Source organism: Kitasatospora sp. McL0602 (assembly GCF_052076145.1).
GTDB lineage: Bacteria > Actinomycetota > Actinomycetes > Streptomycetales > Streptomycetaceae > Kitasatospora.
The window spans coordinates 4377546-4402573 of sequence record NZ_CP197246.1 but is presented as its reverse complement, the minus strand read 5'-3'; the positions used below and the strand labels follow the sequence as shown (position 1 = coordinate 4402573).

Here is a 25028-nt window from a genome sequence, read left to right as displayed (position 1 = left end):
GAGGTGTGGCCCGTGACGGCAAACGTGCTGGAGCACCGGCGGGCGAAGGCCTTCGCCGAGGCGCTGGAGGCCCACCGGACGGATGACGGACCGAACAGCGGTCCCGCAGAGGCGGGTTCGGCTGCAGGAGCGCTGGCGGAGCTGCTCACCATGGCGGGGGCGCTCGGCGCCCTGCCCGAGCCCGAGCTCGCGATGGAGGCCAGGTCGGTCCAACGCGCCCAGCTGATGGCGGCGTTCGAGCAGGAGTGGGTGGGCGGCCCGACCGCCCGGGTGCCGCAGCAGCGCAGGCACCGGGCGCTCCGCGCGGCCAGGCGCGGACGTTGGGGCAAGCGGCTGGCGATCGGCGGGCTGGTGGCGGGAGTTGCCGTCGGTAGCTTCACCGGCGCGGCCTTCGCGAGCACCAACGCCCTTCCCGGGGACCCGCTCTACGGCATGAAGCGCAGCCTGGAGGGTCTCCGCCTGGACTGGGCGGGCTCCGACAGCGAGCGCGGGGCCCTGCTGCTCGACCAGGCGTCCACCCGGCTGGAGGAGGCCCAGGGCCTGCTCGGGCGGGCCGGCTCGACCACGGGCCTGAGCGACGGCGCGGTCGAGCAGGTCCGGCGTGCGCTCGACGACATGCACGCCGAGGCCGTCCGGGGGCGGGAGTTGCTGCGCTCGGTCTACCGGAGCAACGGCTCCCTCGCGCCCATGCGCAAGCTCGCCACCTTCGCCGACGGCGAGGACGGCCGTTGGGCCGCCGTCCAGGGCCAGCTGCCCCCGCAGCTCACCACCCAGGCCAGCAAGGTCGACCGGCTCTTCGGCGACCTGAACGAGGACGTCGCACCGCTGCACCTGGAGCAGCCGCCCGGCAAGGCGGCCGACCAGACCCACGGCACCCCCACGGCCGGCCCCGCCCCCCAGGGCGAGTCGCAGAACGGCACCGAGACCGCGGACTCCCCCACTGCTCCCGCCAACACCGGCAGCGGCCACGGAGGCTCCACCCCGGGCTCCCCGCAGGGCGGCGTCGGCTCGGTCCTCCAGCACCTCACCGACCCGCTCACCAGCGGCGTCGGCGGTGTCGGAGGCAACACCACACCCGCCCCGGGCTCCCCCGCCGGGAAGGCCGCCCCCTCCACCGCCCCGTCCGCCGACCCCGGGTCCACCCCCGACGGCACCCAGGGCCTGACCATCCCGCCGCTGCTCCCGGGCCTGCTGCCGGGCCTGACCCTCAAGTAGGAGCTGCACCCTCCAGGGGCGCGGGGGACTCCCCCGCGCCCCTGCTGCGTGCCCGGCTAGCGCCGGGTGCCGCAGCTGGGGCAGAACGCCGACCCGTCCGGGATCTGCGCGTTGCAGGAGCCACAGGCGGACGGCTGGGCCAGCCGGTAGCCGCAGGAGCCGCAGAAAGCCGACCCGTGGGTCTCGTGGTTGCACTGCGGGCAGACCAGCTGCCGGGGCGCGGAGACGTCGTACGCCTGCCCGGCCTGCTGGCCCGCGTCGTACGCCCGCTGCCCGGCCATGTCGTTCATCCCGCGCTGCCGGGAGGCCTCCGCCTCGGCGGCGGTGTCGGGGGCGCAGCCGTGGCAGAGCCCGAGCGAGGCGTTCCAGCAGCGGCCGCAGACGTACGAGGTGCAGCGGGCGCAGCGGTCGAAGTGGCCCTGGGCCTGAGTGATGGAGCGCTGGAAGGCGGCGTCCCGGGAGCTGCCCCAGGTCGCGCCCGCGAGGCCGTCGGCGGCGTTGGTGATGGTGCCGCCGTTGCCGCCGAGCATGCTCCAGGCCGCCGAGGCGCCCTTGCTGACCCAGCTCGCCGCCCGGCCGGTGGTGAACGCCTCGAAGGGCGAGCGCCAGGTGTCCGAGCAGCGCGAGCAGTGGAACTCGAACTGGAAGCCCGCGCCGGTGCCGTACTGCTCGCACATGTCACGGTAGTTGTTGCTGAAGTAGATCTCGTTGCTCATGGCTCCGCCGCCCCTACGCGCGTTTCACTGCCGGCTCTGATCGAGCCGTACGACGCGTAATTTAGCGCGGTCGGTTCGCCCTGAAGAAGCCTCAGAAGAAGACCGAGCGGCGCTGCATCAGCAGTTTGTACAAGGTGTGTTGGATCGTCTCGCGGACCTGGTCGGTGAGGTTGAAGACGAGCATCGGGTCGTCGGCGGCTTCCCTGGGGTGGCTGTCCGTCGGGATCGGCTCGCCGAACTGGATGATCCACTTGGTGGGCAGCGGCAGCGCGCCGAGCGGGCCGAGCCAGGGGAAGGTCGGGGTGATCGGCAGGTAGGGCAGGCCGAGCAGCCGGGCCAGCGGCTTGAGGTTGCCGATCATCGGGTACGTCTCCTCGGCGCCGACGATCGAGCAGGGCACGATCGGCACCTGGGCCCGGATCGCGGAGGCGACGAACCCGCCGCGGCCGAACCGCTGGAGCTTGTAGCGCTCGGCGAAGGGCTTGCCGATGCCCTTGAAGCCCTCGGGCCAGACGCCGACCACCTCGCCGCGCTCCAGCAGGGCCTGGGCGTCCTCGTTGCAGGCCAGGGTGTGCCCGGCCTTGCGGGCCAGCTCGCCGATGCCGGGGAGGACGAAGACCAGGTCGGCGGCGAGCATCCGCAGGTGGCGGCGGTGCGGGTGGTGGTCGTGTATGGCGACCTGCGTCATCACGGCGTCCAGCGGGATCGTCCCGGAGTGGTTGGAGACGATCAGCACGCCGCCCTCGGCCGGGATGTTCTCGATGCCGCGGACCTCGATCCGGAAGTACTTCTCGGCGATCGGGCGGAGCAGCGAGAGGATGACCTCCTCGGTCAGCTCCTGGTCGAAGCCGAACTCGTCGATCTCGTAGTCGCCGGTGATCCGGCGGCGCAGGAAGGCCAGGCCGTTGGCGGCGCGGCCCTCCCAGCCCTTGCCGAGGGCTCGGTCGGCGGCGGCACCGAGCGGGCCCGCGAGGGCTCCGCCGACGGCCTCGGCGATCCGGTCGGCGATCCCGGCGCCGGCGGGCTCGCCCTGCCAGCTGGGCGCGGACTCGATCGGGATGACGCGTGCCTCGGCGGCGTGGTCCCTCGCGGCGGTCATCGCAGCCTCAGCTCCTCTTCGCGGACGGGTGTTCGGCGCCCAGCAGCCGGCCGAGGCGGTCCGTCACGGCGGCCATCCGGGCGGGCGGCAGGAGGCCGGTGGACTGGGCGGCGGCGAACTCGGCGAACGCCTCGGCGGTGGTGTACCGGGGCTGGTAACCGAAGCCGTCCCGGAGCTGGGCGGTGTCGACCACCCGGCCGTGGGTGAGCAGCTGGAGGTGCTCGGGGGAGATGTCGGCGACCCGCACCTGCCGGGCCAGCGCGGCGACCAGGCCGAGCGCGGGGGCGAGCAGTGGCACCGTCGGCCGCCCGAGCCGCCGGGCGCACTGGGAGAGCAGTAGGACGCCCTCGCCGGCGACGTTGAAGGTGCCGGCCCGGGTCCGGTCGTCGTCCTGCGGCACGGCGGCGAGGCGCAGCACCTCGATCACGTCGTCCTCGTGGACGAACTGGAGCCGGGGGTCGTGGCCGAGCACGGTCGGCAGGACGGGCAGCGTGAAGTACTCGCCGAGCGGGGTGTCGCCCGCCGGGCCGAGGATGTTGGCGAACCGCAGCATGGTGACGGCGCAGTCGGGGCGGCGGCGGGCGAAGCCGCGCACGTAGCCCTCGGCCTCGGTGGCGTCCTTGGCGAAGCCGCCGCGCGGCAGGTTCTTGGGCTGCATCCGCTCGCCGAAGACGGCCGGGTCACGCGGGGCGGAGCCGTACACGCCGGTGGTGGACTTGACCACCAGTCGGCGCACGCCGGGGGCCTTCTGGCAGGCGCCGAGCAGCTGCATGGTGCCGATGACGTTGCGTTCCTTGACCGCGGCGCGCCCGCCGGGGCCGACCGCGCTGACGTCGAGGTGCACGACGGTGTCGACCTCGTGCTCGGCGATCACCCGGGCGACGGTGGGGCGGCGCAGGTCGAGCCGGAGGAAGGTGTAGCCGGGGCTGGGCTCCGGGTCTCCGGCGTCGACGCCGATCACCCGGTCGACACCCGGGCAGCGGGCGAGCTCGGCGGCGTACCGGTCGCCCAGCCGTCGGGCCACCCCTGTGACGAGCACGACCTTGCCCACCTGCCTGCACCCTCCTCGGCCACACGCCCTGTTCAAGCCTTGCGAGCACCGTACCGTGCGGGCGTTTCAGCGACGCTAATGCGGAGCCGAGAATGCGAAGTCGGCCGCACGGAAGGTGAAAGACCCCGGACACAGCTACGCCCGCCCCGGTAGTACCGGAGCGGGCGGAGTGGTGTTACTTCTTGTTGCGACGCTGAACGCGAGTCCGCTTCAGAAGCTTGCGGTGCTTCTTCTTGGCCATACGCTTGCGACGCTTCTTGATGACAGAGCCCACGGAACAACCCTCGCTCACTGAGACTCGCGCCCGTGAGAGACGGAGTCCATACGACTGACGGAGGGCCTAGCCTACCTTCCGTGCGCCCAGCACCGTAATCGTGTCCCCAACGAGTGGGAAACCGGTGGTGGACTACGCGCTTTCGAGCCGCACGTAGGACTCCTTGAGGTACTCGTGGACCGCCTGTTCGGGGACCCGGAAGGAGCGGCCGACCCTGATGGCCGGCAGTTCTCCGCTGTGCACCAACCGGTACACCGTCATCTTGGACACCCGCATGACCGAGGCAACCTCCGCCACGGTCAGGAAGACGACCTCCTGCAGGGGGCGTTCGCCGGAACTCATGACCTCACCCGACCCTTAACCCGTGTGCAAGGCACCGGCTTCCCCTCCGGTGACTCCACCGGCACACGTGTATCCCCAGAGTAGTTAAGGGTGGTACCAGTGGGAAGAGGGGGAAGCTCAGTCCTTGTACGGTGCGAGATCCGCCTGTTGCAGTACGTAGTCACTCAGCGGCTTGTAGCAAGCCGGATACGCACCGTCGTCCACCGGGACGGCCACCGCGACGGTGCCCTCCGCCTCGGCGACGAACGGCGCCGGGTCGTTGGAGTCGGCCAGCCCGGCCGCCGGTATCCCGAGCCGCCCGGCGCCGCAGAGCCAGCCGTGGTCCCCCAGTACCAGGGCCGGCAGCCCCTCCCGGCACTCGGCCAGCGCGAGCCGTACGGGCTGCGCGGAGTGCGTGTGCACGGGCGCGCGGCCGTCGTCGAGACCCCGGACGACGGCGACCGGGCCGAGGTAGTCCAGGGTGCGGGGCAGCCGGCCGCCGGGGGTGGGCTCGTGGAAGCGCGCACCCCGCGCGGGCGTGAGCAGGGGGCAGCCGGCCGCCTCGAGTGCGCGGGCCAGGGCGGTGTGGAAGCCGGTGAGCCTGCCGGGGTGGCCGGTGCCCGCGAGCACCGCGCCCCGGCGGCGGGCGGTGGCCCGGAGCAGCCCGGCGAGCCGGTCGAGGGCGTCCACCGTCAGCTCCGGGTCGATCCGGTCCGGCCCCTGCCGGTAGGAGAACTCCGGACGGACGCCGCAGCGTTCGGCCATCAGCTCGAGCACCGTGCCGGGGCCCCAGCGCAGCTCCGGGTCCAGGCCCATCAGGGCGGCCGGGTCGCCCTGGCCGAAGAGCCGGTAGCTGCGCAGGTTCTGCTGGCGGCTGGTCGGCACGGCGGGCCCGGCGAGCTTGCGGTGCAGCAGGTGCGCGACGAGCTCCGCCCTGGTCACGGGAGCAGGCCGTGGTGCGGCAGGACGGCCCGGCGGGCCGCCAGGATCGCCTGGTCGAGGCGGTTGCCGGGGTCGTAGCCGCCGTCGTGGAAGTCCCGCCAGTGCGGGGTCACGCCGTCGGTCATCCGGGTGGGCGCGGTGCGGCCGGTGAGCCGCTGTACCTCCGCCCGCCAGGCCTCCGGCGTCTCGGCGGCCGGGTCGACGGGCTGCCCGGCGGCGGTCGCGACCAGGTGGGTCCAGGCCCGGGGCACCACCTCGACCACCGCGTACCCGCCGCCGCCGAGCGCCACCCAGCGGCCGTCCGCGTACTGGTGCGCCAGCTCGTGCACGGCCTCGGTGGCCAGCCGCTGGGCGTCCAGGCTGACGGCGAGGTGGGCGAGCGGGTCCTCCGCGTGGGTGTCCGCGCCGTGCTGGCTGACCAGCACCTGCGGCCGGAACGCCGCGAGCAGCTCGGGCACCAGGGCGTGGAAGGCCCGCAGCCAGCCCGCGTCCCCCGTCCCGGCGGGCAGCGGCAGGTTGGCGGCCGAGCCGGGCGCCTGGGGGCCGCCGGTCTCGGTGGACCAGCCGGTCTCGGGGAAGAGCGTCGCCGGGGTCTCGTGCAGCGAGATGGTGAGCACCCGGGGGTCGTCCCAGAACGCCTGCTGCACGCCGTCGCCGTGGTGCACGTCCAGGTCGACGTACGCGACCCGCTCGGCGCCCAGCTCCAGCAGCCGGGCGACGGCGAGCGCGGCGTCGTTGTAGACGCAGAAGCCGGCCGCCCGGTCCGGCATCGCGTGGTGCAGGCCGCCCGCGAAGTTGACGGCGTGTCCGGCCTCGCCGTGCCAGACCGCCTCGGCGGCGGCCACCGACTGACCCGCGATCAGCGCCGAGGCGCTGTGCTGGGCGGCGAAGGCCCAGTTGTCGTCGGTGCCGAGGCCGTGCCGCTGGTCCGTCAGCCCCGGGTCGGCGGCGACCCGCTTCACCGCGTCGACGTACTCGGCGGTGTGCACCAGCCGCAGCGTGGAGTCCCCGGCGGGCGGCGCCTTGCGGACGCTCACGCCGGGCGCGGCGGTCAGGCCGAAGGCCTCGACCAGCCGCATCGTCAGCGCCAGCCGGGTCGGGTCCATCGGGTGGCCGGGGCCGAAGTCGTACGCGGTGACGCCCTCGTCCCAGAAGAGGTTCAGGCCGCAGCGATTGAGCATGGTTCACAGGGTAGGCCAGGTACGCACGGACCTAGGGGCGCGGAGATCGGCCGAACGCACCGGTCAGGGGGAGGATCGCGAGGACGAGTACAGCGGGTGCGAGGAGCGCCAGGCGGTAGGACGCCCCGTCGGCGATGGCCCCGACGAGGGGGGAGCCGATCAGGAAGCCGACGTAGTTGAAGAGGTTGAGCCGGGCCACGGCGGCGTCGGAGTCGGCGGGGAAGAGCCGGCCCCCGGCGGCGAAGACCTGGGGGATGATCGCGCAGATGCCCAGGCCGAGGACGGTGAAGCCGCCGATCCCGGCCCACGGGCCGGGCGCTGCGGCGGCGATCACGAAGCCGAGGGCGGCGACGGCGGCGCCGGCCCGGACCACCGGGGCGGCACCGTACCGCTGGACGGCCCGGTCGCCGACCGTGCGGCCGGCCAGCAGGGCGACCATGTAGCCGAGGTAGGAGAGCTTGGCGACGTCCGCCGCGCTGCCCAGGCCGTCGGTGAGGTACTTGACGCTGTAGTTGGAGACCGACGCGTCGGCGATGTAGGCGAAGGCCATAACCGCGCAGAGCGGCAGCAGCGGGCGCCAGGGGATCGAGCGGGCGGCGGCCTCGGCGGCCTCCCGGACGGCGTCGCCGAGTTCGGCGCGGCCGGCGAAGCGGGTGCCGACCAGCAGGGCGACGGGGATCAGGGCGGCCGCGCTGGCGCCGAAGAGCGTGCGCAGGTGCAGGTCGTAGTGCGAGCCGAGGCCCGCGATCGCGGCCCCGGCGATGCCGCCGAGGCTGAACGCGGCGTGGAAGCCGAGCATGATGCTGCGCCCGTACCGGCGCTGGAGGCCGACGCCCAGCATGTTCATGCTGGCGTCCAGTGCGCCGACCAGCAGGCCGAACGTGCCGAGGGCGATGGCCAGTTGCCAGAGCGTGCTGCCCAGCCCGGCGCCCGCCAGGGCCAGGCAGACGGCGGGCTGGACCACCCGCAGAACGGTCCGGGCGCTGGTCCGCCGGACCAGCCACTCCGAGCTGATCGACCCGACCCCGGCGAGGATCGGCACGGCCGCGAGGAAGACCGGCAGCAGGCCGTCGCTCAGCCCGTACTGCTTCTGGATCTCCGGGATGCACGTGACCAGCACGGCGAAGGTGATGCCCTGGAGCAGGAAGCTGACGGCGAGGGCGGCCCGCGCCTGCCGCAGGCGCGGCGTGACCGGCTCCACTGCGACCGGCTCCACCAGGACCGGCTTCACTGGGACCTGCTCGGGCATGCCGAACCTCGCTACTCACCGGTACGTGGATGTTGGCGAGAGCGTAGGTGCTCGGACGGATTTCCGGGAGGGGTTGGACCAGACCGATTGTCAGACCGCCAGCAGGTCCAACACCTCGGCCAGGTCGGTGAGCAGGCCCGTCGCACCGGCCCCGGTGAGCTTCGCCGGGTCGGTGAGGGCCGCGTAGCCGTACACGTCCATGCCCGCCGCACGGGCCGCGAGGACGCCGTTGCGGCTGTCCTCGACCACCAGGCAGCGGGCAGGGTCGACGCCCAGGCTGCGGGCTGCGTGCAGGAAGAGATCCGGGGCGGGCTTGCCGACGCCGACGTCCTGCGCGCTGAAGATCCGCTCCTCCTCGTGGTGACCGCGCAGACCGGTGAGATCCAGCGCCGTCCTGATCCACTCGTGGTGCGCGGAGGAGGCGACGCAGTACGGCACGCCGCGCTGCCGCAGCGCCTTCAGCAGCGTCTCCGCCCCCGCGACGGGCGTGAGTTCGCGCCCGAACGCGGCGAACACCCGGGCGTGGAACAGCTCGTCGAAGCCCTCCGGCAGCCGCGCCCCGTACCGCTCGCCGATCACGTCGTGCACGGTGTGCGCGGCGCAGCCCATGTAGTCCCGGTACGAGTCCTCGACCGTGGTCGGATACCCCAACTCGGTCAGGTACCCGGCCAGCACCCGGTTGGAGATCGGCTCGCTGTCCACGAGCACACCGTCGTTGTCGAAGATCACCAGGTCGTAGCGCATGGCGCCAGGCTACTTGGGGCCCCAGGGGCTACTTACCGCCGGAGGCGAGCTCGCGGGAGCGGTCCCGGGCTGCTTCCAGTGCTCCGAGCAGAGCAGCCCGGACGCCGTGGTTCTCCAGTTCGCGGATGGCGGCGATGGTGGTGCCCGCCGGGGAGGTGACGGCCTCGCGGAGCTTCACCGGGTGCTCGCCGGAGTCCCGCAGCATGACCGAGGCGCCGATCGCCGACTGCACGATCAGGTCGTGCGCCACGTTCCGGGGCAGGCCGAGCAGGATGCCCGCATCCGTCATCGCCTCGACCAGGAAGTAGAAGTACGCCGGGCCGGAGCCGCTCAGCGCGGTGGCCGCGTCCTGCTGCGACTCGGGCAGCCGCAGCGCCTTGCCGACCGAGCGGAAGATCGCCTCGGCGCGCTCCAGGTGCACCTCCCCGGCGTGCGAACCGCCGGAGATCACGCTCATGCCCTCGTCCACCAGCACCGGTGTGTTGGGCATCACCCGCACCACCGGCGTACCCGCCGCGAGCCGCTCCTCGAACCAGGCCGTCGGGATGCCCGCCGCCGCCGAGATGACCAGCCGGTCGGCGCCGACGTGCGGGGCCAGCTCGTCCAGCAGGGTGCCCATGTCCTGCGGCTTCACGGCCAGGATCAGCGTGTCGGCGAGCTTCGCGGCCTCGGCGTTGGAGACCACCGTGACGCCGTAGCGCCCGGTCAGCTCGGCGGCCCGCTCGGGCCGGCGGGTGGTGACGAGCACGTCCGCCGGGTCGGTGCCCGCCCGCAGCAGGCCCGAGAGCAGGGCCTCGCCGATCTTGCCGGTGCCGAGGAAGGCGATCTTCTGTCCGGTCTGAGGCATGGCGACGGCTCCTTACGTGACGTACGTGCCGTCATCCTCGCACCGGCGCCGCCGCCCGCGCGGGCACGTCCACGGTGTGGTCGGGGCTTGTGCGTCCGCAACTGCCGCCCCTCAGAAAGGCCCAGGGCGGGTCAGGGGAAACTCAGGGGCAGCCCCTATGGCTTCGGGGGGCCGGGCGGAGCACCGTGGAGGCATGGGACACGGAGATTTGTCGCGGAGTGAAAGCCGGCAGCTCGCCGTCGCATCGGCGACGCTCGGGCCGTGGAAGACCGCTGCCGGCGTCGGGGCGGTGGTCGGCGGCGCCGCGCTCGGGATCGACCTGATCACCGGGCACTGGTCGACCGACATCCTGGCGGGGCCGGTCGGGCTGGCACTGTTCTTCTTCTTCCTGGTGGGCACCGTCGGCGGCCGGATGCGCGAGCACGGCGACCGGCGGCTGCAGCGCTGGGCCGAGGCCCACCCCTGGGAGTCGGCACTGCCGGCCGCCGGGGCGCTGTTGGTGCTGAACACGCTGGCGCTGACGCTGCTCGGCAGCTGGGGCCTCTTCGGGGCGCTGTTCACCTCGCTGCTCCCGGCGGGCCTGCTGCTGGTGGTGGCCGGTGTCGTCGGCTCGGTGAAGCGGGCCAGGAAGAGCAGTTAGCCCCGGGCCGCGCAGGGCGAAAGCGGAGGTACCGGTACGGAAGGTTCACCGGTCCTCCGCATTCGGATGCCCTGCCTCTGAGTGTGTCCGCGCAGCTCTGCATACTGTCCGCGTGCCGATCGCCGAAGATCCAGATGCCCGCCCCGCGAAGGAGCCCGAGCACGACCCCTTCGAGGGTCTCGTCCTCGACGAGGACTTCGTCCGGGCCGCCACCGAGAAGGAGCAGTCAGCCCGTGCGCGGATGCTCGGCGCCCGTTGGCGGGCTCAACCTCCGGAGGCCGAGCAGTGGCGCCCGCCGACCGAGATCCGGCGCCGCCGGTTCGGCCGGAGGGCGAAGGTGGTGGACCCCTGGGGGCGCCGCAAGCGCAGGCGCAGCTGGCAGACCCCGCTGTTCGTGGTGCTCGCGGTAGCCGTCACCCTGGCCGCGCTCAACGTCGGTCGGCTGCACAGCTGGTACGCCGTCCACTTCGGCACGGACTCCGACACCACGACCGCCGCGCCGTCGGCCGCCAAGCCCGCCGCGAAGCCGACCCACACCGCCGCGCCCGAGACCGCCGCTCCCACGGCAGCGCCGCCGGCGGTGGCCGACGACACGCCCACCGTGGACCACCCCTGGGCCGGCTCCCCCGCCGCCGACTGGCCCGCCGGGGCCTCGGCGATCGTGCTGCCGCAGGCTCAGGCCGTCGGTGCCTTCGACGCGGACCAGGTCGCGACCCGGCTCCAGCTCGTCAAGGACTACCTGATCGCCACCAACCTCGACCCGGCCGTGATCGCCGGAGGCTCCCCGCAAGCCGCCCTCGACCTGCTGAACAGCAAGGCGCAGGCCAACCTGGCGGCCGCCCTCGCCAAGCACGACAAGGACGACAACCCGCTCGGCTGGCTCACCCGGATCGCCCCGCAGGAGGCGGCGCTGGTCGGCTCGACGGTGAAGGTCCAGGGCTGGACGAAGCTCGAGGGCGACGGGGAGGACGGATTGCTCGTCCACACCGACTACACCTTCGTCTACCCGGTCCGGCCGGGCACCGACTCGCACCCGACCGGTAGTACCTGGACCGCCCGCGTGATCGAGCGGCGCGCCATCGACTTCCGTTTTTACGACCCCGCGCACTACCGGGTGGACTCGAACAAGATCTACATGCAGCACGGGAGCAGCGACGGCGCGGGCGCAGCCTGCAACGACGACGACGGCTTCCTGCACCCGGACTTCCCCAAGTACACCTTCGGCGACTCCATGCCGACGGCCCAGGGCGCCCCGTCGGACCCGTACGACCACTCCAAGCCGCTCACCGTGGACCCGGACGCCAAGTGCGGCACCGCCTCGCGGGTCTGACGGCCCGGCGTCAGCGCTTGCGCTTGCCGCGCTTGGCCTCGCGGCGCTCGTACGAGGCCGTGGCCTGGTCGTAGCTCGCCCGCTTGACGGCCTCGCCGGGGGCTTCGACCAGGCTGCGGACGAAGTAGGCGAGCAGGGCGCCGACGCAGCCGATCGCCCAGACCGCGCCGAGGGACTTGTCCTCGGCCATCCAGCCGGTCAGGTTGTCCCTGCCCTCGGTGAGCAGCTTCCACATCCGCAGCGCCGCCAGGCAGGAGCAGACGGCGATGGCGGCGACGAGCAGGCCGTAGACGAAGCCGCCCGCCTCGGAGATCTTGACGCCGCCGACGCCGAAGCGCAGCACCACGGCGACGGCCGCCGCCGCGACCAGCGCGCCGATCGGGACGACCACGCGGCGCAGCCGGTAGTCGGTGCCGCGCTCGACCCAGCTGGTGCCGAACCAGCGGATCGGCTCGGGTTCGGGGGCTCCGGCGGGCCGGCTGCGGGGGGCGCTCTGCTCAATCACGCTGTCGATTATCACCTGGCACCCCCGTGGAACGGCGAAGGAGCCGTCCCCGGGCGGGGACGACTCCTTCGCGCGCAGTAAATGCGTCAGCCGAGCTTGCTGACGTCGCGGACGGCGCCCTTGTCGGCGGAGGTGGCCATCGCGGCGTAGGCCTTGAGGGCGGCGCTGACGGGACGGACCCGGTTCTTGGGCTGGTAGCCGCCTTCGGCCTCCAGCTTGAGGCGGCGCTCGTGCAGCTCCTCGAAGGTGACGTCCAGGCTGACGGTGCGGCCGGGGATGTCGATGGAGATGGTGTCGCCGTCCTGGACGAGGGCGATGGTGCCCCCGGACGCGGCCTCGGGCGAGGCGTGGCCGATGGAGAGGCCGGAGGTGCCGCCGGAGAACCGGCCGTCGGTGATCAGCGCACAGGCCTTGCCCAGACCCCGGCCCTTGAGGAACGACGTCGGGTAGAGCATCTCCTGCATGCCGGGGCCGCCCTTGGGGCCCTCGTAGCGGATGACGACGACGTCGCCCTCCTTGACCCGCTTGGTGAGGATCGCGTCGACCGCGTCCTCCTGCGACTCCAGCACCACGGCCGGGCCGCTGAACTGCCAGATCGACTCGTCGACGCCGGCGGTCTTGACGATGCAGCCGTCCTCGGCGAGGTTCCCGTACAGCACCGCCAGACCGCCCTCCACCGAGTAGGCGTGCTCCACACTGCGGATGCAGCCCCCAGCGGCGTCGGTGTCCAGCGACTCCCACCGCTCGGACTGCGAGAACGCCGTCGCGGAGCGGACGCAGCCGGGCGCGGCGTGGAACATCTCCACCGCCTCCGGCGACGCCGAGCCGCCGCGGATGTCCCAGGTCTTGAGCCACTCGGTGAGCGAGGGCGAGTGCACGGTGTGCACGTCCTCGCGCAGCAGCCCGCCCCGGTGGAGCTCACCGAGGATGGCCGGGATGCCACCGGCGCGGTGGACGTCCTCCATGTAGTACTTGCCGTTCGGCGCGACCTTCGACAGACACGGCACCCGGCGCGAGATCGCGTCGATCGCCCGCATGTCGAAGTCCAGCTCCGCCTCCTGCGCCGCCGCCAGCAGGTGCAGGATCGTGTTGGTGGAGCCGCCCATCGCGATGTCCAGCGCCATGGCGTTCTCGAACGCGGCACGGGTGGCGATGTTGCGCGGCAGGACGGACTCGTCGTCCTCGAAGTAGTGCCGCCGGGTGATGTCGACGATGGTGCGCCCGGCGGCCTGGTAGAGGTCCTTGCGGGCGGTGTGGGTGGCGAGCACCGAGCCGTTGCCGGGCAGCGCCAGGCCGATCGCCTCGGCCAGGCAGTTCATCGAGTTGGCGGTGAACATGCCCGAGCACGACCCGCAGGTCGGGCAGGCGTTCTCCTCGATGATCGCGATGTCCTCGTCCGACACGTTCTCGTTGACCGCGTCGGAGATCGCGTTGACCAGGTCGAGCTTGCGGACGGTGCCGTCCACCAGCGTCGCCTGGCCGGCCTCCATCGGGCCGCCGGAGACGAACACCACGGGGATGTTGAGGCGCAGCGCGGCCATCATCATGCCGGGGGTGATCTTGTCGCAGTTGGAGATGCAGATCAGCGCGTCGGCGCAGTGCGCACTGACCATGTACTCGACGCTGTCGGCGATCAGCTCACGCGAGGGCAGCGAGTAGAGCATCCCGTGGTGGCCCATCGCGATGCCGTCGTCGACCGCGATGGTGTTGAACTCGCGCGGGATGCCGCCCGCGGCCTGGATCGCCTCGGAGACGATCCGGCCGACCGGCTGGAGGTGGGTGTGGCCCGGCACGAACTCGGTGAAGGAGTTCGCCACCGCGATGATCGGCTTCCCGAAGTCCTCGCGGGCTACCCCGGCGGCCCGAAGAAGCGCGCGGGCGCCTGCCATGTTGCGACCGTGGGTGACCGTACGGGACTTCAGCTCGGGCACTGTGCTCCACTCCTTCGGAGGCTGCTCGCGGCGGCTTGAGGAGGCCGCCGTCGGCTTCCGAGCCTACGCCCGTCGTCCAGCCGCCGGACGCTCCGTCCGCGATGCGGTCAGGCCGTGGGCGTGGTCGCGACCGCGAGGTCCAGCCGGTACGGCTCGCGCAGCAGCCCGTCCGGGAATTCGGCCAGCAGCGCCGCCCGCTCCTGCTCCAGCACCCGCTCGCGCAGCTCGGGCTCGGCCACGGCGAAGTACGACTTGGAGCGCAGGTCGGTGATCGCGCTCTCCACCGTGACCGTGCGCTCCCAGTGCAGCACGGCGGTGCCGAGCCGCAGGTCGTACGCGTCGAGCGGGCCGGTGACGTTGAGCATCGTGCCGTAGTAGTGGTACGAGGGCAGGGTGGCCGCGAGCCGGCTCTCCTGGGCCTTCACCCACGCGGCGTCCCGGTCCTTGAGGTTCCACCAGAGGGCGAGCGAGCCGCCGGGCCGCAGGACGCGGATCGCCTCGGGGATGGAGCGGTCCGGGTCCGTCCAGTGGAAGGCCTGGGCGTAGGTGATCAGGTCGGCCGTGCCGTCGTGGAAGGGCAGCTCGTCGCCCGTCGCCTTGACCAGCGGCAGGCCGGGGCTGACGGCATGCAGCTGGGCGGCCATGCCCGCGCTCGGCTCGACCGCGACGACCCTGGCGCCCCGGGCGGCCAGCAGGCGGGTGGCGATGCCGGTGCCCGCTCCGACGTCCAGCACGTCCGCGCCCGCCAGCGGGCGCCCGGCGAGGCGCTCGATCTCGTCGAACAGCGCGTCGGGGTAGGAGGGGCGGGCCGCGTCGTACTCGGCGGCGACCGCACCGAAGGAGTCGGCGTGCTGCTGGTGAATGTCCGTCATGTGTCCCCCTTGGCTGGAAGATCAAGGGTAACTTCACGCAACTGGCCGGCCCCTCGGGGCCAGGGTCAGGTCCGGGCGTGCCGGGCGCGGGTGTGCAGGTGGAGGCGGGTGAAGGCGAGGGCCTCGGCGAGGTCGGCCTCGCGCTCCGCCGGGGAGGTGGCCCGGCGGGTGTTGACCTCCAGGACGACGTGGCCGCCGAAGCCGGTGCGGGCCAGGCGTTCCAGCAGCTCGGCGCAGGGCTGGCTGCCCCGGCCGGGGATGAGGTGTTCGTCCTTGCCGGAGCCGGAGCCGTCGGCGAGGTGGATGTGGGCGAGTCGGTCGCCCATCCGGTCGACCATGCCGAGGGCGTCGACCCGGGAGGTGGAGGCGTGCGAGAGGTCGATGGTGAAGTGCCGGTACTCCTCGTCGGTGACGTCCCAGCCGGGCGCGTACGCGAGCACCTCGCGGTCGCGGTAGCGCCAGGGGTACATGTTCTCGACCGCGAAGCGGACGTCCGTCTCCCCCGCCATCCGGCCGATGCCCGCGACGAAGTCCCGGGCGTACTGCCGCTGCCAGCGGAACGGCGGGTGCACCACGACGGTGTCCGCGCCGAGCTTCTCGGCGGCGGCGCGGGCCCGGACGAGCTTCGTCCACGGGTCGGTCGTCCAGACCCGCTGGGTGATCAGCAGGCAGGGGGCGTGCACGGCGTGGATCGGCATCCGGTGTGCGTCGGAGAGCCGCCGCAGGGCCTCGATGTCCTGGCTGATCGGATCGTTCCAGACCATCACCTCGACGCCGTCGTAGCCCAGCCGGGCGGCCAGCTCGAAGGCGGTGACGGTGTTCTCGGGGTAGACCGAGGCGGTCGAGAGCAGCACCTTGGTGTCGGGCACGTGCAGCCCGGGGTGCGGCGGCAGCACCAGCCGGTCGGTGGTGCGCAGCAGCGGCGCGGCCTGGGCGGCCCCGGCCCGCGCGCGCTTGACGGCCTTGACGGCCTGCACCGCCTGCGAGGCCTTGGCGGTCTTCACTGCCTTCGTCGCGCCGACGGCCTTCACCGCCTTCTTCGCGCGGCTGGAGGCCCGGGTCGGGTTCAGGGCCGGGTTCAGCTTCGGCGTGGGGTCGGGGCTCGGCGGGTCGGCCCGCTTCCGGGCGGCCTTGGCGGCCTTCATCGCGCCGACGGCCTTGACCGGGCCACGGGCCCGGCGCGCAGCGGCCGCCCGCGGCTGCCCGGCCCGGTCGGTGTTCTGGTCACCGTCACCGGCAGCGCGGCCCGCCTGCGTACTGTCCTCGTCCGCTGGTTCCGCCACGGGACACAGCGTATGCGGCCGGACGGCGGAATGGGGGCCCGCCTCGGCCAGGTGTGGGGGTGGTCACCCAGGTGGTCACCCCGTAAGGGCCGGGCGGCGGTCGGCGGGGCTGTGCAGGGTGTCCAGGCGGCGCAGGATGATGCCCTCGCGCAGCGCCCAGGGACAGATGTCCAGCTCGTCCAGGCCGAAGAGGTCCATCGCGGCGTCCGCGACGAGCGCCCCGGCCAGCAGCTGTCTCGCCCTGCCCTCGGAGACGCCGGGGATGCGGGCCCGCTCGGCGACCGTCATCGCGGCGAGCCGGGGCACCCAGGCGCCGAGGCCCGACCGGCTGAGGCGGCGGGGCACCAGCGGGCCGGCGTCGCCCCCGGCGGCGCCGGTCATCCTGGCCAGCTGCTTGAAGGTCTTGGAGGTGGCGACGGCGTGGTCGGGCGCGCCGAGCCGGGCGAACTCACCGGCGACGTGGGCGATCTCGGCCCGGATGTGGCGACGCAGCTCACGGACGTCGTCGGGGTCGGCGATGTCACCGGGCAGCCTGGCGGTGAGCCGGCCCGCGCCGAGCGGCAGGGAGCAGGCGACGTCGGGCTGCTCGTCCAGGCCGCAGGCGATCTCCAGCGAACCGCCGCCGATGTCGAGGTTGAGCAGCCGCCCGGATGACCAGCCGAACCAGCGGCGGACGGCGAGGAAGGTCAGCCGGGCCTCGTCCTGCCCGGAGAGCACCCGCAGCTCGACCCCGGTCTCCTCCGCCACCCGGCGCAGCACCGCCTCGCCGTTGGCCGCCTCGCGGACGGCGGAGGTGGCGAACGGGAGCAGGTCGACGACGCCCTTGTCCTCGGCGACCTTGATCGACGAGGCGACCATCGCGATCAGCTTGCTGACCCCGCTCTCGGTGATCGCACCGTCGGCGTCGAGCAGCTCGGCGAGCCGCAGCTCGGCCTTGTGCGAGTACGCGGGCAGCGGGGCAGCACCGGGGTGGGCGTCCACCACGAGGAAGTGGACGGTGTTGGAACCTACGTCGAGCACACCGAGTCGCATAGCCGAACACGCTACGCGATCCGGCCCGCCACCAGCCCCTTCGCCCACCACTCTGTGACCGGACTGCAGCCCTCCCAGCCGCCAACACCGGCCCCCGGGGGCCCATTTGACCGTGCGCTACGCTCTTCGATCCTGCCCATGACCCCGGCCCGAGCTTGGAGAACACCCGATGACCGACTGGCTCGTCACCCCGCCGACCGCCGAGGACTTCACCGCCTGGCGCGAGCTCTACCGGGGCTACGCGGACTTCTACCGCGTGGAGCTGCCCGACGACCGCGCCGAGCTGGTGTGGTCCTGGATCGGCGACCCGGCCCACGAGGTGAACTGCCTGCTGGTCCGCGACCCGGCCGGAACGCCGGTCGGCCTGGCCCACTACCGCCCGTACACCCGGACGCTGCTCGGCTCCACCGGCGGCTTCCTGGACGACCTGTACGTCGCCCCGGCCGCCCGGGGCGGCGGCGCGGTCGACGCCCTGCTCGCCCGCCTGCGCGAGATCGCCGCCGAGCGCGGCTGGAGCGTCGTCCGCTGGATCACCGCCGACGACAACCACCGGGCCCGGGGCAAGTACGACCAGGTGGCCACCCGCACCATGTGGGTCACCTACGACATGCAGCCCGACTGATCGATCCCGGCCGATCGGTCCCGGCCGATCGGTCCCGGCTGATCGAGCCCGGCCGATTGCCCCCGGGCGCCGTGGGGTAGCTCCCTGCAAACCTCACTCAGGGAGCACTTCATGACGATCAGTCACCGCCTGGTCGGCGACGGGCCGCACAAGGTCATCGCCCTGCACGACTGGTTCGGGACGGCAGCGGGCTGGGGGTCGTTCCTCGACCACCTGGACGGCACCGAGTTCGGGTACGCCTTCCTCGACTACCGGGGCTACGGCGAACGCGCCGACGTACCGGGCGAGTTCACCCTCGCGGAGATCTCTGCCGACACCCTGGCCCTGGCCGACCAGCTCGGTTGGGAGAGCTTCTCGCTGGTCGGCCACAGCATGGGTGGCAAGGCGGTGCAGCGCGTCCTGGCGGACGCCCCGCAGCGGGTGCGCAAGCTGGTCGGCGTCGCGCCCGTCCCGGCCTCTGCGTACCCGCTGGAGGGCGAGGCGTACGAGCTCTTCCACGGCGCCCCGGCCCGGCCGGCCAACCGGCGGGCCATCCTCGACCTCGTCACCGGCCACCGCGCGACGGGCGTCTGGCTGGACAGCATGACGGCCCGCTCCGTCGCGCACTCCCGTCAGGAGGCCTTCGCCGCCTACCTCGACGACTGGACGACCCAGGACTTCGCCGCCGAGATCACCGGCTCCGACCTCCCCGTCAAGGTCTTCGTCGGCGAGCACGACCTCGCCCTCTCCGCCGAGGCCATGCAGGGCACCTGGCTCACCCACTACCCGGCCGCCGACCTCGAAGTCCTCCCCAACTCCGGCCACTACCCCATGCACGAGGTCCCGATCGCCTTCGCCACCGCCCTGGAGGCCTTCCTGAAGGACTGACCCCGGGGCGGCCGGCCTCCGGGCGATGCCAACGGTCCGCAGGGTCGTTAACAGTCCGTGAGTGACATCACGAGTGAAGCCACCAGGCAGCGCACCGTCCCCCCGCAGTCCGGAGCGGCCCACGGCAGGCGCCCCCGGCCACGCCCTGGGCCGCGCCCCGGGCGGCGGCTCGCCCCGGTGCTGCTGGTGGGCCTGCCGCTGCTGGGGGCCGGGGTGGACGAGGCGTTCGGGCCGGGGGTCGGCGTGGCCTTCGCGGTCTGCGCCGTCTGCGGCGCCGCTGCGGCGGCTGCCGTCTCCGGGCGGGCCGGCTGGTGGTGGGTGCTGCCCGCCGTGCCCCCGGTGGTGCTCGCCGCGACGGCCGCCGCCGAGCTGGCGGGCAACCCGGCCGCGTACCCGGGCTGGAAGGAGACCGGCACGGGCGCCGTCCGCTGGGCCGTGAACGGCTTCCCGGTGATGGTCGCGGCGCTCGCGGCGGCCGGGGCCGTGGTGCTGGTGCGGCTGCGCCGGGCGGCCGTCCGGCGCGCGGCGGGCCGCCGGGCCGAGGGGGCGCGCCGTGGCTGACCCGCGCCGCCGTTCACCCCTGCTGCTGGCGGGCCGCTCGCTGGCCTGTGCCGTGTCCGTCGCGGTGTTCGGCACCTGCGGGCTGACCTGGTACGAGTACCACTCGCTGGAGGACGGCCTGACGAAGTCCGACGCGCTGAAGCAGATCAGGCAGGGCGCGCCGCCGCGCCTGGACAACGCCGTCAACCTGCTGCTGATCGGCCTCGACAGCCGCAAGGACATGGACGGCAACGACCTGCCCCCGCAGGTGGTCTCCGAGGAGCTGCACGCCGGCTCCTCCAGCGACATCGGCGGCTACAACACCAACACCCTGATGGTGCTGCACATCCCGCCGGGCGGCGGCAAGGTCACCGCGCTGTCCATCCCGCGCGACGACTACGTGCAGACCGTCGGCGCGGACGGCCGGATGCACAAGATCAAGGAGGCGTACGAGATCGCGAAGGCCCGCGCCGAGTCGAAGCTCGCGGGCAAGGGCCTCGCCAAGGCCGAGCTGGAGCGCCGCAGCAGGGAGGCCGGGCGGGCCTCGACGCTGGCGACGGTGCAGCAGTTCCTGGGCATCCCGATCGACCACTTCGCCGAGGTCAACCTGATCGGCTTCTACGACATCGCCAAGGCCCTGGAGCCGATCCAGGTCTGCCTCAACAAGGCCGTCAGCGACCCGATCGTCTCCCGCACGGCCACCCGCGAGGGAGGAGGCACCGGCCTGAAGCTGCCCGCCGGGATCAGCAGCCTGAACGCGGCCCAGGCACTCTCCTTCGTCCGCCAGCGGCACAACCTGCCCGGCGGCGACCTCGACCGCACGCACCGGCAGCAGGCGTTCATCTCCTCCGTCGAGTACAAGCTCAAGCAGCAGGGGATCTTCGACGACCTCGGGCGGATGCAGCAGCTGTTCGAGGTCGTGAAGAAGGACGTGGTGCTGGACAGCGCCTGGAACATCCTCGACTTCGCCCAGCAGGCCCCCAACCTGACCAGCGGAAACGTCGAGTTCAACACGCTGCCGATCACGGGCTTCAAGACCGTCGGCGGGCAGGACGTGAACCTCGTCGACCCCGATCTGATCAAGCGGATCGTCCGCCAACTCACCGGCCACGACCCGGCCCCGGCCGGCCCACCGCCGCCGTCGTCGTCGTCGGCCACACCGCCCACCGCGCCGTCCGAGAGCCCTGCTGCGACTTCGGCCCCCGAGCTGCTCAGCGGCACGGTCGACGTCTACAACGCCTCCACCGTCGCGCACGCCGCCGCTGCCGAGTCCCGGGCGCTCGTCGCCCTCGGCCTCGCCGAGGGCCGGATCGGCACCGGCACCACCCACCCGAAGGTGACCACCGTCGCCTACGGCAGCGGCAGCAGAGCCGCCGCCGAGGCGGTCGCGGCCCGGTACGGCGTGACCGCGACCCCCGCCGCAGCCGCCCCGGCCGGGCACGTCGTGGTCACCCTGGGCACCTCGTACACCGCACCCGCCACGTCCGCCGAGACGGCGGAGGCGACCGCCCCCGCGAGCGGGAGTGCCGAGCCGGAGCCGTCCGCACTGCCGATGCAGGGGCCCGCCGTGAAGGCGGGCGGCATCCCGTGCGTGAACTAGTGAACCGGTGAGCCGACGGGCTACTTGCCGTAGCGGCCGGCGAACCTCGGGTCGGTCTCCCACCAGGGGCGCTCCGGCTGCTCCGGCTCGGCGACCGCCTGCTCGGTGACCGCGTTCTCGGTGACCGCCACGGCGGCGGCCGTCACCTGCGCCACCTCCTGGGCGTCCAGCTCGCGGTCGACCTGAGCCGTACGGGCCCGCTCCTCGCGGATCACCCGGACGATCAGCGCGACCATGAAGGGCAGCCCGGCGATGTCGCCCAGACCCCAGAGGACGGCGCCGCCCCAGGCCTGGTCCAGCTCCGGCGACATGCCCCAGGGGCGGGCCAGCTGCGCCCAGTAGTCCGGCACCAGCACGTGCGAGCCGAAGACCAGCACGAAGCCGAGCGCGGCGTCGAAGATCACCTCGACCACCGTGATCACCACGCCGATCATCGGGTGGTAGTGCTTACCGACGGGGTCGAGCTGGAGCCGTGGCCAGAAGTACGCCAGCCCGAACAGCACGAACGAGACGTGGAAGACGACGTTCCACAGATCGGTGGTGAGCGAGAGCCGGTACCAGCCCGTGAAGAACAGCAGCCACGGCGGCACCACCAGCAGCACCGTCGACACCAGCGGGAACATCAGCACCTTGGAGACCCGCCCGCGCAGCGCGGCGAGCAGCCGCGCACGGCCGCCCGCGCCCAGCAGCTCCGCGAACACCGTGACGGGCGCGCCCATCGCCAGCAGCAGCGGCACCACCATCAGCAGCACCACCGCCTGCACGGCCCGGTCGGTGAAGAACATCCGCTCGTACACCCCGAGCCCCGAGCTCACCGTGAAGACCCAGAGCAGCACCCCGGCGACGAACGCCCCCGTCCGCCCCGGCGCCCACGCCTCACCCCGGCGGCGCATCCGCACCAACCCGGTCAGGTAGCCCGCCAGCCCGAGCACCGCCAGCAGCGTCACCACCGGCTCCGGCTGCCATTCGGTGAACACCCGGCTCGGCATCCACTCCGGCGGCATCCCGTACTTCACACCCACCACACCCTCGACTCCGGCCAGCCCACCGATTGTGACACCGGGCCGGCCGGAGCCTCGCCGAGGGCTACTTGCCCGGCGTGTGCGTGCCGAAGCAGTCGAGGTAGTTGTAGCGCTTGCCCTTGCTGCGGTAGTTGCCGTGGTAGCTGCCGATGGTGCCCGGCACCTTGTCACAGCTCTGGAGGGTGGAGAAGTGGTCGTACCGCTTGATGACGATCGCGTTCGCCGTGGGAGACGAACACCGCACGACCTTCGGCTCGGTCGCCTTGGTGCCGGGCGCGGCCTGGTAGACCACGCAGTTCCCGGTCAGCGGGCCCTCGCTCCCGCCGAAGAGGAAGGCCCAGATGCCGAACCCACCCAGGGCCACCGGCACGCCGATGAGGATCGTGAGGAAGAGCCGCGTCCTCCAGGCGGGCTTCTTCTTCTCCTCCGCCGGAGGCGTCGGCGGGCTGTACAGCTGCCCGTACGGCTGCCCCGGCGGCATGCCGAACCCCGGCTGCTGCGCCTGCGGGCCCTGCTGCGGCGTGAACATCGGGCCCGAGGGCGGGCCCATCTGCGGCTGGCCGTAGCCGTAGCCGGGCGGTGGTGTGGTCATCGGCTTCCCCGATAGTGCTGGTGGACGGCGGCGCGAGGCGGGATCACCCGAAGGCCTGCTCGATCCGGCCCTTGTCGACGCGGTACGGCGCGGGGTCGTGCTCCGCCTCCGTCACGGTCTTCACGTGCTCGTTGCCCGCCAGGAAGTGCTCCGCCGCGTGTCCGGCGAAGTTGTCGCCGAGCAGGTGCCCGGCCTGGGCGGGGATGTCCCCGAAGCCCGTGCGACCGAGCAGGTGCCCGGCCTCGCCCTCGTAGGCACCGACCGCCACGTCGTCCTTCGCGGCGTCCTTGGCGACGTCCGCAGCCGACGTGCCCATCGCGCCGCCGAAGCTCTTGGCGGAGGCCCAGGCGGAGGCCCCGACCTTGACCTTGCCGTCCTCGCCCCGGACGATGCCGACCCGCCCGCTGTCGTCGGCGGAGTCCTTCGCGTCGTCGCCGAAGAACACCTGCTTGAACTCGTCGTGCGCCCACTCGGTGGCCTTCTCGTCGGCCTTCTTGGCGACCTGACGGGCCGCGTAGTCCCCGACCTTCGCCGCGACGCCGTCGAGCGAACGGGCCTCCTTGGCATCCTTGGCGATCTTCAGGATGCCCTCGCCGCCCTCCTCCATCTCGCGGATGCTCTTGAACGCGGTCTTCACGTCCTTCACCGCCGCGAGGGCGGTCTTCGCGTCCCGGAGGCTGCGGACGGCCTTGACCGCCGTACTCAGCTCCTTGAGCGCGTCGACCAGCTTCTCCAGGTTCTGGGCCAGTTCCTCGGAGACCCGGGCGACCCGGGCGATGAAGCCGGCGATCTCGGCCGCGTCGAGCATGGCGCCGGCGATGGCGCCGAGGCCCAGCGTCAGCACGGTGACCACGGCCTCGACGGCGAGCGACGCGACCAGGGCCTCGATCGCCTCGCTGATGATCTCGATGACCATGCCCTCGGCCACCGCGCACATCTGCGCGGCCTGGCTGATGATCTGGGCGGTCTGGTACATGCCGTCGGCCGTGGAGTCGAGCGCCTCGACGACCTCGCCCATGTGGCGGCCGAACGCGTCGGAGGCGTTCCCCTCCCACTGCTGGGCGAGCGGCCCGCACTCGGCCCGGAGCTGCTCGGCGACGTTCTGGACGGCTCTGGCCTGGGCCTGCCACTCCTCGGCGGCGGCGTTCAGCCCGTCGAGGTCACCGGTGACCTTCTCCAGGTAGTGCATCAGACCGCTCGCCTTGAGCGCGTGCTCGACGTTGTGGTCGAGCCAGCCGGTCAGGCCGCTCTTGTCGGGCAGCGCGGCGGGCTTGAGCGGTGCGGGCGCGGCCGGGCAGGCCGCCCGGGTCCACCCGTAGGCGTCGCTCGGGGGTCCGTAGACGGCGCTCATCGGGCACCCCCGAGACCCTCGCTGAGCTGCTGGTCGTGCTGGGCGTAGTTCTGGGCCGTGCTGGTGAGCCCGCTCGCCGTCTGGTTCATCGCGTCGACCAGGTCGGCGAGGTTCTTCCGGTTGGCGTCGGCGTGCTCGCTGTACATCTGGTGCAGGTGGCCCGCGTTCGGCAGGTGGCCGAACGCGCTCCCCGAGAGCGAGATGCCGGAGACGGCTGAACTGGCCTGCGATAGCTGGCCGCTCTGCTCCCCCACCACCGACGCATACCTGCCCAAAGCTCCGGGATCCACCCGAAACCCCTGATCCCCCATGGCTGTTGCCTCCCCGCGTCCGCAATCAAAGCGGCTCATACTACTGACTGCCTGGTGTCGCCCTTGACCTTAGGGTGGGTTGCACCCGATCAACCGCAGATTTGATCAAAGAACAGCTAAAGACACGGCCAAGGCATTGAGGAGAAGCCCAGCTTGAGCCCGTATCAGCAGTCCGCCCAGCCCGCCCCCGCACCCTCCACCGCCCCCAAGGCGGCCGACCAGCGGGCCGCCCTGCCGCAGGTCGTCCAGCCGCACCTGCACCCCGGCGAGACGGTGCTCGGCGCGCACTGGGCCGAACTGGACCCGCTCCTCCCGCTGTACTTCGACGCCGAGCGCTTCCAGGAGCAGCTCTTCCTGCTGCCCTTCCGCCTCCTCTGGGACGTCGTCCGTGCCTTCGCGGGAGTGCTGCTTCCACTGGGGCTGCGGGAGCTGCTCGGCGTCGGCCCCCGCTACCGCCGCCGCTACGGCCTGAACCCCTTCCGTCGGCTCTACCGCGCCGTCCGGCGACCGCTGCACGGCGGCTCGTGGAGCGGAGGGCGGGAGAGCCTGGCCGGCCGGTTCTGGCAGGCGGTGCGGGCCACGCCCACGCCGTACCTGCGGGTCGCGCACGACGACTTCGTCCTCGTCCTGACCGACCGTCGGATGCTCCTGCTGAGCCGCCCGCCCGGCGTCCGCTGGGACCGCCCCTACGACGCCCGGCCGCTGTTCGAACTGCCCCGGGGCGCGTACGGGCTGCGCCCCGAGGTGCCCGGCTCGTGGTGGACCTGGCGGCTCGACCTGCGGTTCTCCGACGGCTCGTGGATCGCGCTCAGCACCGGTGGCCGGTTCTTCGGCCTCGACCGGGACGGGCAGGAGAAGGCCCAGCAGATCTCCCGCCAACTGGGCTGACGC

General features: G+C 72.8%; 27 protein-coding genes. 8 read left to right on the top strand and 19 right to left on the bottom strand.

The genetic code is table 11. The annotated features are described in order from the left end of the window. Positions 1-12: 12 nt before the first annotated feature. Positions 13-1215, top strand: a complete 1203-nt coding sequence (locus ACR68M_RS20095) for a DUF5667 domain-containing protein (protein WP_441245495.1) — start codon at positions 13-15, stop codon at positions 1213-1215. A 56-nt stretch (positions 1216-1271) separates the two neighbouring features. Here ACR68M_RS20095 and ACR68M_RS20090 read toward each other — a convergent pair whose 3' ends face one another. The 10 genes from ACR68M_RS20090 to proC form a co-directional block, all read right to left on the bottom strand. Then, positions 1272-1931, bottom strand: a complete 660-nt coding sequence (locus ACR68M_RS20090; RefSeq protein ID WP_441245494.1) for a zinc ribbon domain-containing protein — start codon at positions 1929-1931, stop codon at positions 1272-1274. A gap of 91 nt (positions 1932-2022) precedes the next feature. Beyond that, positions 2023-3030, bottom strand: a complete 1008-nt coding sequence (locus ACR68M_RS20085) for a lysophospholipid acyltransferase family protein (RefSeq protein WP_441245493.1) — start codon at positions 3028-3030, stop codon at positions 2023-2025. A 7-nt stretch (positions 3031-3037) separates the two neighbouring features. Continuing rightward, a complete protein-coding gene (locus ACR68M_RS20080; protein WP_441245492.1) occupies positions 3038-4081 on the bottom strand; it encodes an NAD-dependent epimerase/dehydratase family protein in 1044 nt (347 codons plus the stop codon). 175 nt (positions 4082-4256) lie between these two features. Continuing rightward, positions 4257-4322 (bottom strand): 30S ribosomal protein bS22, encoded by a 66-nt coding sequence (locus ACR68M_RS20075; RefSeq protein ID WP_435842771.1) that lies wholly within the window; start codon positions 4320-4322, stop codon positions 4257-4259. Positions 4323-4487: 165 nt separating this feature from the next. Beyond that, positions 4488-4697, bottom strand: a complete 210-nt coding sequence (locus tag ACR68M_RS20070; protein ID WP_280696416.1) for a helix-turn-helix domain-containing protein — start codon at positions 4695-4697, stop codon at positions 4488-4490. Between the two features lie 117 nt (positions 4698-4814). Beyond that, positions 4815-5618, bottom strand: a complete 804-nt coding sequence (locus ACR68M_RS20065) for a phosphatase (RefSeq protein WP_441245491.1) — start codon at positions 5616-5618, stop codon at positions 4815-4817. Beyond that, positions 5615-6799, bottom strand: coding sequence for an acetoin utilization protein AcuC (locus ACR68M_RS20060; RefSeq protein ID WP_441245490.1), 1185 nt, complete (start codon positions 6797-6799; stop codon positions 5615-5617). Before ACR68M_RS20060 ends, ACR68M_RS20065 begins: the two co-directional genes overlap by 4 nt. A 31-nt stretch (positions 6800-6830) precedes the next feature. Next, positions 6831-8048 carry an MFS transporter gene (locus ACR68M_RS20055; RefSeq protein WP_441245489.1) on the bottom strand — a complete coding sequence of 406 codons (1218 nt, stop codon included), beginning with the start codon at positions 8046-8048 and terminating at the stop codon, positions 6831-6833. A gap of 90 nt (positions 8049-8138) precedes the next feature. Next, positions 8139-8792, bottom strand: a complete 654-nt coding sequence (locus ACR68M_RS20050) for an HAD family hydrolase (protein ID WP_441245488.1) — start codon at positions 8790-8792, stop codon at positions 8139-8141. 28 nt (positions 8793-8820) lie between these two features. Continuing rightward, entirely contained in the window at positions 8821-9639 is an 819-nt protein-coding gene (gene proC, locus ACR68M_RS20045; RefSeq protein WP_441245487.1) for a pyrroline-5-carboxylate reductase, read from the bottom strand. Positions 9640-9847: 208 nt separating this feature from the next. Here proC and ACR68M_RS20040 point away from each other — a divergent pair, with 208 nt between their 5' ends. Both ACR68M_RS20040 and ACR68M_RS20035 read left to right on the top strand, forming a co-directional pair. Further along, positions 9848-10279 carry a hypothetical protein gene (locus tag ACR68M_RS20040; protein ID WP_441245486.1) on the top strand — a complete coding sequence of 144 codons (432 nt, stop codon included), beginning with the start codon at positions 9848-9850 and terminating at the stop codon, positions 10277-10279. A gap of 112 nt (positions 10280-10391) precedes the next feature. After that, positions 10392-11609 carry an SCO2583/SCO2584 N-terminal domain-containing protein gene (locus tag ACR68M_RS20035; RefSeq protein WP_441245485.1) on the top strand — a complete coding sequence of 406 codons (1218 nt, stop codon included), beginning with the start codon at positions 10392-10394 and terminating at the stop codon, positions 11607-11609. Positions 11610-11619: 10 nt separating this feature from the next. On the opposite strand, the gene ACR68M_RS20030 is transcribed toward ACR68M_RS20035, so the two are convergent. From ACR68M_RS20030 to ACR68M_RS20010, 5 genes are all read right to left on the bottom strand, one after another. Next, positions 11620-12114, bottom strand: a complete 495-nt coding sequence (locus ACR68M_RS20030; protein ID WP_441245484.1) for a hypothetical protein — start codon at positions 12112-12114, stop codon at positions 11620-11622. Positions 12115-12200: 86 nt separating this feature from the next. Further along, positions 12201-14045: a dihydroxy-acid dehydratase gene (ilvD, locus tag ACR68M_RS20025; RefSeq protein ID WP_441245483.1), complete on the bottom strand. Its 1845-nt coding sequence runs from the start codon at positions 14043-14045 to the stop codon at positions 12201-12203. A gap of 107 nt (positions 14046-14152) precedes the next feature. After that, entirely contained in the window at positions 14153-14917 is a 765-nt protein-coding gene (locus ACR68M_RS20020; protein WP_441245482.1) for a class I SAM-dependent methyltransferase, read from the bottom strand. A gap of 65 nt (positions 14918-14982) precedes the next feature. Next, positions 14983-15792 carry a sugar phosphate isomerase/epimerase family protein gene (locus ACR68M_RS20015; protein WP_441251657.1) on the bottom strand — a complete coding sequence of 270 codons (810 nt, stop codon included), beginning with the start codon at positions 15790-15792 and terminating at the stop codon, positions 14983-14985. Positions 15793-16275: 483 nt separating this feature from the next. After that, positions 16276-17232 carry a Ppx/GppA phosphatase family protein gene (locus tag ACR68M_RS20010; RefSeq protein ID WP_441245481.1) on the bottom strand — a complete coding sequence of 319 codons (957 nt, stop codon included), beginning with the start codon at positions 17230-17232 and terminating at the stop codon, positions 16276-16278. Positions 17233-17401: 169 nt separating this feature from the next. Here ACR68M_RS20010 and ACR68M_RS20005 point away from each other — a divergent pair, with 169 nt between their 5' ends. From ACR68M_RS20005 to ACR68M_RS19990, 4 genes are all read left to right on the top strand, one after another. Then, positions 17402-17854: an N-acetyltransferase family protein gene (locus tag ACR68M_RS20005; RefSeq protein WP_441245480.1), complete on the top strand. Its 453-nt coding sequence runs from the start codon at positions 17402-17404 to the stop codon at positions 17852-17854. Positions 17855-17965: 111 nt separating this feature from the next. Next, complete coding sequence (locus ACR68M_RS20000; protein WP_441245479.1) at positions 17966-18721, top strand: alpha/beta fold hydrolase; 756 nt, start codon at positions 17966-17968, stop codon at positions 18719-18721. A 57-nt stretch (positions 18722-18778) separates the two neighbouring features. Next, the gene (locus ACR68M_RS19995) at positions 18779-19282 is read left to right on the top strand and encodes a DUF6542 domain-containing protein (RefSeq protein ID WP_441245478.1); all 504 of its coding nucleotides are present in this window, start codon (positions 18779-18781) and stop codon (positions 19280-19282) included. Next, the gene (locus ACR68M_RS19990) at positions 19275-20861 is read left to right on the top strand and encodes an LCP family protein (RefSeq protein WP_441245477.1); all 1587 of its coding nucleotides are present in this window, start codon (positions 19275-19277) and stop codon (positions 20859-20861) included. The genes ACR68M_RS19995 and ACR68M_RS19990 overlap by 8 nt, the downstream gene beginning before the upstream one ends. A 20-nt stretch (positions 20862-20881) precedes the next feature. On the opposite strand, the gene ACR68M_RS19985 is transcribed toward ACR68M_RS19990, so the two are convergent. From ACR68M_RS19985 to ACR68M_RS19970, 4 genes are all read right to left on the bottom strand, one after another. Then, complete coding sequence (locus ACR68M_RS19985) at positions 20882-21886, bottom strand: cytochrome c oxidase assembly protein (RefSeq protein ID WP_441245476.1); 1005 nt, start codon at positions 21884-21886, stop codon at positions 20882-20884. A 61-nt stretch (positions 21887-21947) separates the two neighbouring features. Further along, a complete protein-coding gene (locus ACR68M_RS19980; protein ID WP_441245475.1) occupies positions 21948-22475 on the bottom strand; it encodes an LppU/SCO3897 family protein in 528 nt (175 codons plus the stop codon). A gap of 43 nt (positions 22476-22518) precedes the next feature. Then, entirely contained in the window at positions 22519-23826 is a 1308-nt protein-coding gene (locus ACR68M_RS19975; protein ID WP_441245474.1) for a WXG100 family type VII secretion target, read from the bottom strand. Next, entirely contained in the window at positions 23823-24080 is a 258-nt protein-coding gene (locus tag ACR68M_RS19970; protein WP_441245473.1) for a hypothetical protein, read from the bottom strand. The genes ACR68M_RS19975 and ACR68M_RS19970 overlap by 4 nt, the downstream gene beginning before the upstream one ends. Before the next feature lie 210 nt (positions 24081-24290). Here ACR68M_RS19970 and ACR68M_RS19965 point away from each other — a divergent pair, with 210 nt between their 5' ends. Beyond that, entirely contained in the window at positions 24291-25025 is a 735-nt protein-coding gene (locus ACR68M_RS19965; protein WP_441245472.1) for a hypothetical protein, read from the top strand. The last annotated feature ends 3 nt before the right edge of the window (positions 25026-25028 follow it).

Excerpts from the sequence above, each read along its gene's own strand:
- ACR68M_RS20005 (WP_441245480.1), top strand. The coding sequence starts at position 17,402 with ATGACCGACTGGCTCGTCACCCCGCCGACCGCCGAGGACTTCACCGCC.
- ACR68M_RS19975 (WP_441245474.1), bottom strand. The coding sequence starts at position 23,826 with ATGAGCGCCGTCTACGGACCCCCGAGCGACGCCTACGGGTGGACCCGG.
- ACR68M_RS20050 (WP_441245488.1), bottom strand. The coding sequence starts at position 8,792 with ATGCGCTACGACCTGGTGATCTTCGACAACGACGGTGTGCTCGTGGAC.
- ACR68M_RS20090 (WP_441245494.1), bottom strand. The coding sequence starts at position 1,931 with ATGAGCAACGAGATCTACTTCAGCAACAACTACCGTGACATGTGCGAG.
- ACR68M_RS20085 (WP_441245493.1), bottom strand. The coding sequence starts at position 3,030 with ATGACCGCCGCGAGGGACCACGCCGCCGAGGCACGCGTCATCCCGATC.
- ACR68M_RS20055 (WP_441245489.1), bottom strand. The coding sequence starts at position 8,048 with ATGCCCGAGCAGGTCCCAGTGAAGCCGGTCCTGGTGGAGCCGGTCGCA.
- proC (WP_441245487.1), bottom strand. The coding sequence starts at position 9,639 with ATGCCTCAGACCGGACAGAAGATCGCCTTCCTCGGCACCGGCAAGATC.
- ACR68M_RS19980 (WP_441245475.1), bottom strand. The coding sequence starts at position 22,475 with ATGACCACACCACCGCCCGGCTACGGCTACGGCCAGCCGCAGATGGGC.
- ACR68M_RS20010 (WP_441245481.1), bottom strand. The coding sequence starts at position 17,232 with ATGCGACTCGGTGTGCTCGACGTAGGTTCCAACACCGTCCACTTCCTC.
- ACR68M_RS20060 (WP_441245490.1), bottom strand. The coding sequence starts at position 6,799 with ATGCTCAATCGCTGCGGCCTGAACCTCTTCTGGGACGAGGGCGTCACC.
- ACR68M_RS20000 (WP_441245479.1), top strand. The coding sequence starts at position 17,966 with ATGACGATCAGTCACCGCCTGGTCGGCGACGGGCCGCACAAGGTCATC.
- ACR68M_RS20070 (WP_280696416.1), bottom strand. The coding sequence starts at position 4,697 with ATGAGTTCCGGCGAACGCCCCCTGCAGGAGGTCGTCTTCCTGACCGTG.
- ACR68M_RS20020 (WP_441245482.1), bottom strand. The coding sequence starts at position 14,917 with ATGACGGACATTCACCAGCAGCACGCCGACTCCTTCGGTGCGGTCGCC.